This window comes from Nocardia sp. JCM 34519.1, from assembly GCF_020361265.1.
In the GTDB taxonomy this organism is placed as follows: domain Bacteria; phylum Actinomycetota; class Actinomycetes; order Mycobacteriales; family Mycobacteriaceae; genus Nocardia; species Nocardia arthritidis_A.
The window spans coordinates 206,797-220,275 of record NZ_JAIRBR010000005.1 but is presented as its reverse complement, the minus strand read 5'-3'; the positions used below and the strand labels follow the sequence as shown (position 1 = coordinate 220,275).

Here is a 13,479-nt window from a genome sequence, read left to right as displayed (position 1 = left end):
GCGAAAACTCGTACCGAGCCCTCGCTTTGCTGCCACCATTTCTGCGTGAACCAGCCACTTACGTGGGGAGCCGCCGCGGCGGTCGTCATCATTGCCCCCGCGCTGGGGTTCGGACTGCGCAAGGTTTTCGACCGCCTCGGTGCCAAACCCGAGGAGCGCAGCCGGACCTTCCGGGCGCTCGTCCTGCGCCTCGGACGTGATCTGTCGGTCCCGTTGATCTCGTTGACGGGCCTGCTCATAGCCATTTCGATACCGAACAAACTCCCGGTGGCCACCGATGTGGCCCGCAATACGCTCGTCGCGGCGCTGATCATCGCGGTCACCTTCGCGGTGGCCCGGCTGGCCGCCGACATCATCACCTCGATCGTGATGGCGGTCAGCGGGATCGGCGGTTCGGCCAGCCTGTTCGCCACCATCACCAGAGTGGCCGTCTTCGCGATCGGCATCCTGATCAGCATGAGCAGCTTGGGCATCTCGATCACCCCGCTGCTCGGTGCGCTCGGCATCGGCGGTCTCGCGATCGCACTCGCCCTGCAGGACACGCTCGCGAATATCTTTGCCGGCATGCACATTCTGGCCACGAAGATGGCCCAGCCGGGCGATTTCGTCCGGCTCGACAGCGGTGAGCAGGGCTGGCTGCACGATGTCGACTGGCATCACACCACCATCCGGGAACTGCCGGGCAATCTGGTGATCGTGCCGAATTCCCGGTTCGCCGAGGCGATTCTGACCAACTACAACCGGCCATCGCCGGATTCCGAGGTCACCGTCGACATCGCCGTCGGGTGCGAGAACGACCTCGACTATGTCGAGCGGATCACCATGGAGGTGGCGCGGGAGATCGTCGGCAATTCGGAAACCGCCGCGCCCGAACATGATCCGCAGCTGCGCTTCCACACCTTCGGCGACAGCATCGGTTTCCAGGTGCAACTGCGCAGCCGCCGCTATCCGGACCGCAACCTGCTCGCCAGCGATTTCATCAGGCAACTGCACCGCAGGTTCCGCCTGTCGAAGGTCACCCTGCACCGTTCCGGCGTGACCGAGGATCTGGTACCCAAGCACCATATGGATCTCCCGATCCGCACCAGGGATTCCGAACCGGACTTCGACAACGCTTCATAGCCGGCCCACTAGGCTGTGCTGGTGGGCACATCGCTGAAACAACAGGTCGGCGCGGCCAACGAGTTGACCGCGCGCTGGTGCGCGGCCGCGGGCGAGGCGGACTTCGTCCTCTCCGGCGCGGGCGTGTGGCCGCTGCTGGCGCTGCTCGCCGCGGCGGCGGACGGACCGGCCCGCGCCGAATTGGCGGCCGCGGCCGGAATTCCGGCGGATACCGCACAGGCCGCCGCAGTCCAATTGATCGGGATACTCGACGACGCCGTCGACATCGCGGGCGCGCTCGGCATCTGGGTGCGCAAAAAGCTTCCACTGCACGACGATTGGGTCGCCGAGCAGCCGAAGGGCACGATCGACCTGCTCACCGACCAGGCGGCGCTGGACAGCTGGGCCGCACAGCACACCGGCGGGCTGATCGAGAAATTCCCGCTCCAGCTGGATCCGGCGACGGTATTGGTGCTGGCCACCGCACTGGTTGCGAAGACCAAGTGGCGCAAGCCTTTCGAGGAAATCCTGCTGATACCGGAGCACGGGCCGTGGCAGGGCGCTCGGATAAGCGGTCTCTATCGCTCGACCGACGATATCGACGCCGCCGCGATACTCGACGGGCCGACCCCGGTCACCCGCGTAATCGTCACGGGCACCGCGGATTTGGACGTGCACCTGCTGGTCGGCGACGGCGATCCGGGAATCGTGCTGCGGACCGGTCTCGGCGCGCTCACCGGCGCGGTGCCGGTGAACACCGAATTACCGCCCGGGACAACGGGTCCCGGGCTGAGGGTGACCACCATCGAATCGACCGACCGCCACGATCGGCTCGGTATCCGGTTGCCGTCCTTCGATATTCGCTCCTTCCACAACCTGCTCGCGCTGCCCGACGTCTTCGGCCTGCGGGCGGCCACCGACACCACCCGCGGCCACTTCCCCCGGATCTCCCCCGCCCCGCTCGCGGTGAACCAGGCCGCACAGGATGTCCTGGCGCGCTTCACCAGGGAGGGCTTCGAATCGGCCGCGGTCACCGCGATGGGCATGGTCCTGGCGGGAATGGCCCGGCCGACGCATACGGTCCGAGCGGCCTCGGTCGAATTCGACCGGCCGTTCGGGTTTCTCGCGGTGCATCGGCCGTCCGGGCTCGCCGTCACGGCGGGCTGGGTGGCCACCCCCACCCCGGCGCCGCCGCCCCGATCAGGCGGTGCGCCTGGCGAATTCGGGCGCGTGTTCCGGTAAGAAGCCGCGGGCCACCACGAACGGCGGCGCGCTGCGCAGCACCGGAATGCGACGCAGTATGCCGAGTGTGGGTGGCAGCGTGGTGCGGCCGGTCAGGTTGATCCGGCCGTACAAGGCGGGTTCGATCACCCGGTCGTGCAATAGGCGCTGCATGGCCTGAGTCGCGACGGTCGGGTACATCCGGCGGCGCTGCACCCGCGCCAGGTCCTCGGTGCGCACCGAACCCGAACGCAGCGGTCCGGCCAGGATCCGCGCGGCGGCGACCGCGTCCTGTACCGCGAGGTTGATGCCGACGCCGCCGACCGGCGACATGGCATGTGCGGCATCACCGAGGCAGAGCAGGCCGTCACGGTACCAGCGCCGCAACCGGTCCAGCTTGACGTCGAGCAGCTTCACCTCGTCCCAGCCGCTCAGCGCGTCGACGCGATCGCCGAGCCACGGCGCCACCGTCGCGATATCGCGCACGATATCGCCGACCGGATTCCGCCGCGCCGCCGCGTCGGTGCCCTTCGCTATGAGCAGCGCGACCTGCCAGTAATCCCCGCGGTCCAGCATCACGCCCGCCCGATTGCCGGTGGCGAACGGTACCGCGGCCGCCGGATCGATCTCGGTGCGTGGCAGGCGGAACCACCAGACGTCCATCGGCGTCGTCCAAGTAACCGACGGCAGCCCCGCCGCGGCCCGCAGCACCGAACCGCGACCGTCACAGGCGACGGTCAAATCGGCTCGGATCTCACCGGTTTCGCCACTCGAGGTCCGGTAGGCGATGCCGATAACGCGGCCGTCGTCCCGGATCAGGTCCGTCGCTTCGGTATTCATCCGCAGGTGGAAACTCGGTTCCTGTTCGGCGTTGCGCGCCAACAGATCCAGTAGATCCCACTGCGGCACCATCGCGATGTATTTGTGTTTTCCGGGCAGGTTCCGCAGCTCGAACGCCGTGCCGAGCGTTCCGTTGACCGGCAGCAGAACCGTCTCCACCCGCCGCTGCGGCAATTTCGCGAATTCGGCGCCGAGGCCGAGTTCGTCGAGCAGATCCAGGGTGGTGGGGTGCACGGTATCGCCGCGGAAATCCCGCAGGAAATCCTTGTGCTTCTCCAGCACGGTGACATCGACACCGCCTCTGGCCAGCAGCAGTCCGAGCACGATTCCGGCTGGTCCACCACCGGCGATCAGGCAGGTTGTCCGCTCCATCCGACTGTCCTCCCTCGAGGCGCGCGCGGTGATCCGCGCCCGCTGTTCGGTATTCGTCGATGTGCACCCGCCATCGATGGTAATTGGACCGCGGACTCGTGACGAGCGAAATTATTTGTGCGACAACGGGAATCGGAAACCGGACAGCATCATATTTCCCGGCGCAGCACGAAGAAGTACGGCTCGCGCATGCCGCGCATATCCATGATGCCGAGCAGCGTATCCGGGTCGACCTTGCGGAAATGGTCGATCACCGGCAGATGGTCGTAGATCATCGCGGCGCTCACCGTGCCGCGGTATTCGATATCGCGCAGCCGGGCCTTCGGCGTCGTGGTGCGCAGGGCGGGCGCGAGGTACCGCAGCGATCGACGCACCAGCCGCATCCCGGACCGCGGCAACACACCGGCCAACCGCATCGGCACCCGCCTCGGGTCGACCGCGAAGATCGCGCCGGTCTCATCGGCGAACAGCAGCGGATGCACATCCTCGGGACCGTCGAATTGCTTGCCGTACCAGCCGGAGGCGGCCAGCGCCCCGGCGAACGGATGTCCGGTGTCGAACTCCTCGCCCTGCCACCGCCCGCTCGTCACCTCGGTGACGAGCGCCGCGGGCAGCCGATCGAACAGCGCCTGCGCCGCTTCGGCCGTACAACCCTCGGCCTGCAAAGCCCTCAGCTCGTCCGCCGCCGATTTTCCGTCCATGAGAGCCTCCTTGCCGCGTCGATGCGAGATAAACACTATCTACCTCTCGCAGCACCGTCGCGGACACTCTGTCAGCTCAGTCTAGATAAATCCGAGATCACTTATTGGACAAGGGATTTCACTCGCGAAAAGCATCGAGTGACCCAGCTCACCCGAGCGGGCATTGACCTCAACCCGAGTTGAGATACCAGTATCGAAGTCGAGGCCCGGACGGAAAAACAACCGGTAGCTGGGTCCGGGCCTCGTTTCCGGGAAAGCTCCCGCCGGACAATCCAGTACACCCACCGGCGGGAGCAATCCGGAAAGCACAACGGCCGCACCCGATTTCGGATGCGGCCGTGCGATATACGCCGAATCAGTCCTCGGACTCCCGGCGCGGTGCGCGGGTGGCCGCCGCCGCGGCCCGCACCTGCGGCGCGACCAGCACCACCTGGCCGAGCACGCCGTTGATGAACGACGGCGAATCGTCGGTGGACAGCTCCTTGGCCAGCTCCACCGCCTCGTCCACCGCGACCACCGGCGGAACATCGTTGGCGTGGAACAACTCCCACACCGCGACGCGCAGCACGGCCCGATCCACCGCGGGCAGCCGGGACAGCTCCCAATCCTTCAGGTACGACTCGATGGTGCCGTCCACCCGATCCAGATCGTCGGCGACGCCCTCCACCAGCGTGCGGGTATACGCGTGCACCGGCGCGACCGACTGATCGCTCGCGGCCAAGGCGACCCGCTCGTCCAGCAGGTCGGCCGCGTCGACATCCCGGGCCTCCGCCTCGAAGAGCAGATCCACCGCGCGACGGCGCGCCTTGTGCCTGGCACCGAGCTTCTTGTACGTGGACTTCTTGTCCACCGGCTGTTCCGCCACAGTCACATTATTTCCCGGCGCCGCCGACGCCGCTCAGCTGTTGACCCGGCCGAGGTAGCTGCCGTCGCGCGAGTCGATGCGCAGCTTGTCGCCGGTGTTGATGAACAGCGGGACCTGGACCTCGGCACCGGTCTCCAGGGTGGCGGGCTTGGTGCCGCCGGTGGACCGGTCGCCCTGCAGGCCGATATCGGTGTGCTGGACCACCAGCTCGATCGACACCGGGAGCTCGACGAACAGCGGCTCGCCCTCGTGCACGGCGACCTGCACCGGCATATTCTCCAGCAGGAAGCGGGCGCCCTCGCCGATGGTGGCCTCGCCGATGTGCATCTGGTCGTAGGTCTCGCCATCCATGAAGATGTAGTCCGACCCGTCGTGGTACAGGTAGGTCATATCGCGGCGGTCCACCGTCGCGGTCTCCACCTTGACGCCCGCGTTGAACGTCTTGTCGACGACCTTGCCGGACACCACGTTCTTCAGCTTGGTCCGCACGAACGCAGGGCCCTTGCCCGGCTTGACGTGCTGGAATTCGATGATCTGCTGGAGCTGACCTTCGATCTTCAGCACGAGGCCGTTCTTGAAGTCGCTGGTGTCCGCCACTGTCCTCGGATCTCCTGTTCTAGGGCACGACCGACGTCAATCGACGACGGTCAGGTCTTTGCTGGTGTGGGTGAGCAGCTCCGGGCCCCCTTCGCGCACCACGAGCGTGTCCTCGATCCGGACCCCGCCGCGGCCGGGAAAGTACACACCTGGTTCGACGGTCACCGCCACGCCAGACAGAAGTGTACCGGTTCCGGTTTTGGCGAGTCCGGGCGCTTCGTGGATGCGCAATCCGACACCGTGCCCGAGACCATGTACGAACAGCGCGCCGTGACCCGCCTCCTCGATCACCGCGCGGGCCGCCGCATCGACGCCGGTCACCGACGCACCCGGTTTCAGCGCCGCGCAGCCCGCCCGCTGCGCCGCCTGGACCAGCGCGTACACCTCGCGCTGCCAGTCGCTGGCCGCACCGAGCACGAAGGTGCGGGTCATATCCGAGTGGTAGCCGCCGACCATGGCGCCGAAGTCGAGCTTCACGAAATCGCCGGTCTTCAGCACCGCATCGGTCGGACGGTGATGCGGCACCGCCGAATTCGCGCCCGCCGCGACGATCGTCTCGAAGGCGAGCGCCTCGGCGCCGACCTCGAACATCGCCCATTCCAGATCCCTGGCCACCTGGCGTTCGGTGCGGCCGGGACGCAGGCCGCCGCGCTCCAGCAGGGCCGCGAGCCCGGCGTCACCCGCGGCGCACGCGGCGCGCAGCTGTTCCACCTCGTACGCGTCCTTCACCATTCGCAGCTGCTCGGTCAGGCCCGGGGTCGGGACCAGCTCCAGGCCGGTGCTCTGATCCTCGAATCCGCGATGCTGGTCGACGGTCACCACATGGCTTTCGAATCCGACCCGGCCCAGCTGCCACTCCCCGGCCAGCTCGACGATGCGCCGCGCGCTGGCGCGGGCGATCTCGGCGTGCAGATCCGGCACCTGTTCGGCGACCTGGGTGCGGTAGCGGCCGTCGGTGCAGATCACCGTGCGCTCCTCGGCATTGCGCATATCCCAGCAGTGCACGAGCAGTACGGCGTTGGAGCCGGTGAACCCGGTGAGGTAACGAATGTTCACCAGATCCGTCACCAGCAGGGCGTCTACCTCGTTCTCCACCAGCAGACTGCGCAACGCGCCACGCCGCGCCGCGTAGTCGGGCCCGAGGCCCGCGTGATCAGCACACATGTGTCAAAACTACCGCTGACACGCCGTTGGCCGGGAGGTAACACGGGGCCCAGCCGGTCCGGATCGCAAGATTTCCACATTTCGGGAATCCATCCACAATCGGCGCATCGGGGGTTGTTTCGAGCGAGCCGATGACGAGGCTGGAAGGCATGTCCTTCGTCGCGTTCGCCGCGCTCGTGCTGTGGTGTGCGGTGCTGAGCGTCATCGATATCCGGGAACGCAGGCTGCCCAACGCGCTCACCGGCGTCGGCGCGCTCGGCGTCCTCGGATATGCGCTGTACTCGGCGCAATTCACCGCCGCACTGGTCGGTGCGGCAGTGCTCGCCCTCCCATACCTCGCCGTCCATCTGGTGACGCCGACGGGTTTCGGGGCGGGCGACGTCAAACTGGCCGTCGGGCTCGGCGGCGCCGCGATGCTCGCCGGGGCCAGGGCGTTGGCGCTCGCCGCGATTGCCGCACCGGTGCTGACGGCCCTGATCGGCACGATCCTGCTGATCCGAAGACGCGTCACGGGCGGCGCGGCGCCCGGCCCGATCCCACACGGCCCCGCCATGTGCCTGGCGACGGTCTCCGCGATACTGCTGGTCCGATGACCGGTGGGCGGCCGAGCCGGAAAAGGCGCGGAGGGGCGGACGAGGGCGGGCGCGCCGACATGGGAAGATGGACGGCGTGTTGCGCTGGATAACTGCCGGAGAATCCCACGGTCCCGCCCTCGTCGCGATTCTCGACGGAATGGTCGCCGGGGTCGAGGTGACGTCGGAGGAGATCTCCGCCCAGTTGGCCCGCCGCAGGCTGGGTTACGGGCGCGGCGCGCGGATGAAGTTCGAGGCCGACAAGGTCACCGTCGTCGGAGGCGTCCGGCACGGGCGCACCATGGGCGGTCCGGTCGCCATCGAGGTCGCCAACTCCGAATGGCCCAAGTGGACCACCGTCATGTCCGCCGATCCGGTCGATCCCGCGGAACTGGCCGAGCTGGCCCGCAACGCGCCGCTCACCCGGCCGCGCCCCGGCCACGCCGACTACTCCGGCATGCTCAAGTACGGCTTCGACGACGCGCGAAATGTGTTGGAGCGGGCCAGCGCCCGGGAGACCGCGGCCAGGGTCGCCGCGGGCACCGTCGCCCGCAACTTCCTGCGGCAGGCGTTCGGCGTCGAGGTCGTCTCGCACGTCGTCTCGATCGGCGCCGCGGCCAACACCACCGGCGTCGTGCCGACCGCCGCCGATCTGGCCGTCATCGACGAGAGCCCGGTGCGTGCGTTCGACAAGGACGCCGAGGCCGCGATGATCGCCGAGATCGAGGCCGCGAAGAAGGACGGCGACACCCTCGGCGGCGTCGTCGAGGTGATCATCGAGGGACTTCCGGTCGGCCTCGGTTCGTTCACCAGCGGCGAGCAGCGGCTCGACTCGCGACTCGCGGCCGCGCTCATGGGAATTCAGGCCATCAAGGGTGTCGAGGTCGGCGACGGATTCGAAACCGCGCGCCGCCGTGGCAGCCAGGCGCACGACGAGATGCGACCCGGCCCCGACGGTGTGCTGCGCTCCACCAACCGCGCGGGCGGCCTGGAGGGCGGCATGACCAACGGCGAGGCGCTGCGGGTGCGCGCCGCCATGAAGCCGATTTCCACCGTGCCGCGCGCGCTGTCCACCGTCGATATGGCCACCGGCGACGAGGCCGTCGCGATCCACCAGCGCTCCGACGTGTGCGCGGTGCCCGCCGCGGGCGTCGTCGCCGAATCGATGGTCGCGCTGGTCGTCGCGCAGGCCGCGCTGGAGAAGTTCGGCGGCGATTCGCTGGCCGAGACCGCGGAGAACATCACCAGCTACGTCAAGCGGATCGGCAGCCGTCCCCACATCCCGGCACCGCAGTGATCGTGCAGACCGACCCGCGCACACCGCGCGTTGTGCTGGTCGGGCCGCCCGGCGCGGGAAAATCGACGATCGGCCGCAAGCTGGCCAAGGAACTCGACGTCGAGTTGTACGACACCGACGCGGGTATCGAACGCGAGACCGGCCGCACCATTCCGGAGATCTTCGCCCAGGACGGTGAACCGGAATTCCGCCGGATCGAGGAGCGGGTCGTGCGCCGCGCCATCCTGGCCGAACGCGGTGTGGTCTCGCTCGGCGGCGGCGCCGTCCTGTCCAAGGAGACCAGGGCGCTGCTGCGTGGCCGCACCGTGGTCTATTTGGAAATCAGTGTCGGAGAAGGACTTCGGCGCACCGGGGCGAGCACCAACCGGCCGCTGCTCAACGGTGACGACCCGGGCGCAAAATATCGGGAGCTGATGCGCATCCGGCGGCCGCTCTACCGGGAGGTCGCCTCCGTCCGGGTGCGCACCGACGGGCGCAGCCCGGGCCGGGTCGTCCGGATGATCATGGCGAAACTGGGTCTCGAACCGGCCGAGCCGAATCCCGCCGCACCCCCCACCGAATCCAACGGAATCCCCCAGGGCAGCAGCCGGTCCCGTGCCCGTCGTCGCGCCAGGGCCCGCGCCGCCGCCCGCCGCCGCGCCGAGGCCGCCGGACAGACTGCCGCGGCGATCCCGGCCGATCAGCCGGCCGCGCGCAGCGGTACCGCATCCGCCGCCCCGACGCCCGATACCGCGAAAACTGCTGGCAACCAGGACAATTCGACCGAAGCCCGCAACCCCACCGCCGACGCCCCCGCAAACCCGGCAACCGATCCCGCCGCCCCGCGTCGACGCCGCCGCCGTCGCCGCACCACCCGCCGCGAACCCGGCGGCACCACCACCGGCGAAACGACGACCGACAACCCGCATACGGACACCGGCAACGCCGCCGAACCCGAAACCGCCATCGGCACCGGCACCGGCACCGGCACCGGCACCGGCACCGGCACCACCGATCCCAGCAGCGGCGGGAAAGCAAGCCGTCGGCAACGTCGCACGACCTCCCCCGCCCGCGGCCGTACCTCGGGCAACTCGCGGCCCGGCGCCGACAGCAGCGCCCCTCGCGAACCCGAGACAACCGACCTCACCACCAGCCGCAGCCATAGCCGCACACCACCGCCCGGCACCGACAACAGCACCTCACACGAACCTGAGACAACCGACCTCACTACCAGCCGCAGCCATAGCCGCACAACGCCCAGCACCTCACACGAACCCGGGGCACCGACGTCCGGCGCTGATGACGCCGCTCGTCGGAGCACCGGGACTCCCGGGCGTGACGGCAGCGGCATTGCGGCCGATCACAACGCTGGCCCCGCCGAAAAGGCCTCCGGCACAGCTGAATCCGGCGGCAGGGGGGATCGAAGGCGGCGCAGGGTCGCGTCGCGGCCCGCCGGTGCGCCGGAACGACCGCCCGCCGTATCCGGCTCCGATGCGCGGCCGGGTACGACGGCGGTCGAATCGGGCCGGTCCGATGCCGAAGCGGCGAGTTCCCGAGGCGCTGCGACACGCATGGAAGCGGATCCGCGGCAACCGATGCCGGTTGTGAATCCGCCATCCGGTGGTCACGGCACTGCCGATCCCGTTCGGAGTAACAGGTGAAAAGAACTTCGACGCAATGGATTTCGCCAGCCACACCGATGACGGAAGCCGGATGTCGGCGAGCGGTTCGACCGCCGTCCCCTGCGACCACGGCAATTCGGCGGCGGGATCATCCAGCGATGATGTCGCCGAGTCGCCTGGCAGTTCGACCGGCTTCCCCGCTTTCGGCGGCCGGGACAATCCGTCGGTGGCAGCACCCGGCGACAACTCGGCGGCGGCCCGAAGTTCCGGACCAGATCGCGGCCCGGCCGCTGAGGGTCAGCGAAACCACTTCGGCGCAACGGGTTTCGGCGCGCGAGAGCAGTCGGCCGACTCGGCGCGGCCGGGTGCGCAGTGAGGGGTGGTCCCGGATGGCATACGAGTACAAGCAATCAGCAGCAACAGGATCGGAGAGGCAGTCGTGAGTGAGCCGACTCGTATCGAAGTCCGGACGGCGCAACCGTATCCGGTGATCATCGGGCGCGGGCTGCTCGGCGAGCTGGTGGAGGCGGTCACCGGCGCCGACGGGGTGCGCACGGTCGCCATCTTCCATCAACCGCCGCTCGCGGAGACCGCGGAGGCGGTACGGAAGGCGTTGGCCGACAAGGGGATCGACGCGCACCGGGTGGAGATCCCGGATGCCGAGGCCGGTAAGGATCTCGCGGTCGCCGGTTTCTGCTGGGAGGTGCTCGGGCGGATCGGCCTGACCCGCAACGATGTCGTGGTGAGCCTCGGCGGCGGCGCCGCGACCGATCTGGCCGGTTTCGTGGCCGCCACCTGGATGCGCGGGGTGCGCATCGTGCACGTGCCCACCACCCTGCTCGCCATGGTCGACGCGGCCGTCGGCGGTAAGACCGGCATCAATACCGAGGCGGGTAAGAATCTGGTCGGCAGTTTCCACGAACCGAGTGCGGTACTCGTCGACCTGGTGACGCTGGAGACGGTGCCGCGCAACGAGATCGTGGCCGGGATGGCCGAGATCATCAAGGCCGGTTTCATCGCCGATCCGGTGATCCTGGATTTGATCGAACGCGACCCGCAGGCCGCCCTCGACCCGAAGGGCGAGGTGCTGCCCGAGCTGATCCGGCGCGCCATCCAGGTCAAGGCCGACGTGGTCGCGGCCGATCTGAAAGAGGCCAGCCTGCGCGAAATCCTCAATTACGGGCACACTCTGGGTCACGCGCTAGAGCGCAGGGAGCGCTACCGCTGGCGGCACGGCGCGGCGGTCGCGGTCGGGCTGGTGTTCGCCGCCGAACTCGGCAGGCTCGCGGGCCGCCTCGATGACGAGACCGCGGACCGGCACCGCACGGTACTCGAAAGCGTCGGCCTGCCGACAACTTACGACGCCGACGCACTCCCCCAACTGCTCGACGCCATGCAAACCGATAAGAAAACCCGTTCCGGCGTATTGCGTTTCGTGGTCCTGGACGGCTTGGCCAAGCCGGGCCGCCTGGAGGGTCCGGACCCGGCGCTGCTGGCCGCCGCCTATTCCGCGATCGCCCGCGAGGAAGGCCCTCAAAGCAGCGCAATCCTGTTGTAGAACAATCGGATCGGCGCATCCGAACGGATGCGCCGATCCGACTGACAGTTATTGGGTTCGCCTGAACGCCTCAGTCGCCAGGAACCCGGAGATCGTACCTATCGCTCCCACCGGGCGCTTGCGCATCTCGAAAGGTGCGCCGATCCACTCATGTCGCGGTCAGGCCGTCACCGCGGGGAGCTGCTGGGTAGGCGGGTCGACCTCGTTCACCTGCGCGCCGTTGTCGAGCTTTCGGCCCGCCACCCAGCGACCGATGGCGACGCCGAGCAAGGCGGGCAGGAATACCACCAGGATGATGGCCGAAGCCGATGCGGTCAGCTCGAAAAGCAGCCCGTTGTCGCCGAGGTCGAAGCGGGGCAGGAAGTCCAGCAGCCAGGCGACCAGTCCGCTGCCGAGTCCGGCGCCGACCGCCGCCTTCAGCCACAGGATGGTCAGGTCGGAGCCGTGCTCGGGGTCGACGTGCACGGCCCGGTCGCGGCGGCCGTCCAGGATGCCCCAGTACACGACCGCGGCGAGCAGCAGGATCAGGCACAGCACCCGCATCCACGCACCGTGCGTCGGCCAGTACACCATCGCGAAACCGAGTACGGCCCGCAGGACGACGACCAGCGCCCCGAGCCCGACGGCCCGCAACACCCAAGCATTCATGCCGACCACCATAACCCGCAGCGCGGCGGATCCAAACGAGAACCTGTGTCAGCACCGGCCCACGCGGACAATCCCGGCGCGAAACGGCCCTATTTTCCGCATTGCCGCCGATTATTGTCCGCTCAGGCCGGTTACGCCGAAAGATCCAGCGCCGCGGCCATTTCCGCGCGCGGCGCCGGCCGACCGGTGAACTGCTCCACCTGGCCGTATGCCTGGTTCAACAGCATCCGCAGCCCGCTCACCACGACATGTCCCGCACGCTCGACGGCCTGCGCCAGCGGCGTCGGCCACGGGTTGTAGATCGCGTCGAGCACCACCGGCGCGGTCGCGATCGCGGCGGCGAACGGAGCGGCCGCATCGGCCGGAACGGTGCTGACCACGGCTCCCGCGCTCGCGCACGCCTCGGTGATGGCGAACGGGTCGAAGCCGATGACCTCGGCGGTCAACTCCAGTCGCTCGGCCAAATCCAGTGCGCCCCTTGCCCTTCCGGCGTCACGGGCGACCACGGTAACCGATTTGACGCCGAGTTCGGCCAGCGCGAGCAGCGCGGGCCGCGCGGTGCCGCCCGCGCCGAGCACCACCGCCTCCGACAGCTCGGCGACACCGGCCTCACGCAGCGCGCCGATCACCCCGTCCACGTCGGTACAGTCGGCGCGCCAACCGTTTTCGGTCCGCACCAGGGTATTCGCCGAGCCGACGAGGACTGCCCGCTCGGAGCGTTCGGTCGCGTAGGCGAGCGCGGCCTCCTTACCGGGCATGGTCACCGACAGCCCGACCCATTCGGGTCCGAGCCCGCCGACCAGCGCGGGCAGCTCCTCGGCCGAACATTCGATACGCTCATACGTCCAGTCGAGCCCGAGCGCCCGATAGGCCGCCAGGTGCAGCTGCGGTGACCGCGAATGCGCGATCGGCTTACCGAGGACGGCCGCTTTGCGGGACAAC

General features: G+C 68.6%; 13 protein-coding genes and 1 pseudogene. 7 read left to right on the top strand and 7 right to left on the bottom strand.

Annotated elements, in window-relative coordinates; translation table 11 throughout:
* Nucleotides 1–45 precede the first annotated feature (45 nt).
* Together LGY53_RS15625 and LGY53_RS15620 are read left to right on the top strand one after the other, a co-directional pair.
* Nucleotides 46–1,122, top strand: a complete 1,077-nt coding sequence (locus tag LGY53_RS15625; RefSeq protein WP_225727405.1) for a mechanosensitive ion channel family protein — start codon at nt 46–48, stop codon at nt 1,120–1,122.
* Nucleotides 1,123–1,143: 21 nt separating this feature from the next.
* Complete coding sequence (locus LGY53_RS15620) at nt 1,144–2,343, top strand: serpin family protein (RefSeq protein ID WP_225727404.1); 1,200 nt, start codon at nt 1,144–1,146, stop codon at nt 2,341–2,343.
* On the opposite strand, the gene LGY53_RS15615 is transcribed toward LGY53_RS15620, so the two are convergent.
* The 5 genes from LGY53_RS15615 to LGY53_RS15595 form a co-directional block, all read right to left on the bottom strand.
* Nucleotides 2,302–3,534 carry an FAD-dependent oxidoreductase gene (locus tag LGY53_RS15615; RefSeq protein ID WP_225727403.1) on the bottom strand — a complete coding sequence of 411 codons (1,233 nt, stop codon included), beginning with the start codon at nt 3,532–3,534 and terminating at the stop codon, nt 2,302–2,304. The two genes, LGY53_RS15620 and LGY53_RS15615, sit on opposite strands and share 42 nt — an antisense overlap.
* A gap of 149 nt (nt 3,535–3,683) precedes the next feature.
* The gene (locus tag LGY53_RS15610) at nt 3,684–4,235 is read right to left on the bottom strand and encodes a DUF4334 domain-containing protein (protein ID WP_225727402.1); all 552 of its coding nucleotides are present in this window, start codon (nt 4,233–4,235) and stop codon (nt 3,684–3,686) included.
* A 355-nt stretch (nt 4,236–4,590) separates the two neighbouring features.
* Entirely contained in the window at nt 4,591–5,100 is a 510-nt protein-coding gene (gene nusB / locus LGY53_RS15605) for a transcription antitermination factor NusB (protein ID WP_225727401.1), read from the bottom strand.
* Between the two features lie 33 nt (nt 5,101–5,133).
* Nucleotides 5,134–5,697, bottom strand: coding sequence for an elongation factor P (gene efp / locus LGY53_RS15600; RefSeq protein WP_225727400.1), 564 nt, complete (start codon nt 5,695–5,697; stop codon nt 5,134–5,136).
* A 36-nt stretch (nt 5,698–5,733) separates the two neighbouring features.
* Nucleotides 5,734–6,861: a Xaa-Pro peptidase family protein gene (locus LGY53_RS15595; RefSeq protein ID WP_225727399.1), complete on the bottom strand. Its 1,128-nt coding sequence runs from the start codon at nt 6,859–6,861 to the stop codon at nt 5,734–5,736.
* Between the two features lie 131 nt (nt 6,862–6,992).
* On the opposite strand from LGY53_RS15595, the gene LGY53_RS15590 reads away from it, so the two are divergent.
* The 5 genes and pseudogenes from LGY53_RS15590 to aroB all read left to right on the top strand — a co-directional run bounded on the left by LGY53_RS15590 (nt 6,993) and on the right by aroB (nt 11,889).
* Entirely contained in the window at nt 6,993–7,454 is a 462-nt protein-coding gene (locus LGY53_RS15590; RefSeq protein WP_225727398.1) for an A24 family peptidase, read from the top strand.
* Between the two features lie 76 nt (nt 7,455–7,530).
* Entirely contained in the window at nt 7,531–8,730 is a 1,200-nt protein-coding gene (gene aroC, locus LGY53_RS15585) for a chorismate synthase (RefSeq protein WP_308102908.1), read from the top strand.
* A gap of 2 nt (nt 8,731–8,732) precedes the next feature.
* Nucleotides 8,733–9,245, top strand: a pseudogene (locus LGY53_RS15580) (shikimate kinase); the annotation flags it as partial.
* 1,141 nt (nt 9,246–10,386) lie between these two features.
* Nucleotides 10,387–10,707, top strand: a complete 321-nt coding sequence (locus LGY53_RS15575; protein ID WP_225727396.1) for a hypothetical protein — start codon at nt 10,387–10,389, stop codon at nt 10,705–10,707.
* Nucleotides 10,708–10,770: 63 nt separating this feature from the next.
* Nucleotides 10,771–11,889, top strand: a complete 1,119-nt coding sequence (gene aroB, locus LGY53_RS15570) for a 3-dehydroquinate synthase (protein WP_225727395.1) — start codon at nt 10,771–10,773, stop codon at nt 11,887–11,889.
* 159 nt (nt 11,890–12,048) lie between these two features.
* Here aroB and LGY53_RS15565 read toward each other — a convergent pair whose 3' ends face one another.
* Together LGY53_RS15565 and LGY53_RS15560 are read right to left on the bottom strand one after the other, a co-directional pair.
* Nucleotides 12,049–12,537, bottom strand: coding sequence for a B-4DMT family transporter (locus LGY53_RS15565; protein WP_225727394.1), 489 nt, complete (start codon nt 12,535–12,537; stop codon nt 12,049–12,051).
* A gap of 131 nt (nt 12,538–12,668) precedes the next feature.
* Nucleotides 12,669–13,478 (bottom strand): shikimate dehydrogenase, encoded by an 810-nt coding sequence (locus LGY53_RS15560; protein ID WP_374111186.1) that lies wholly within the window; start codon nt 13,476–13,478, stop codon nt 12,669–12,671.
* Nucleotide 13,479: the final 1 nt, after the last annotated feature.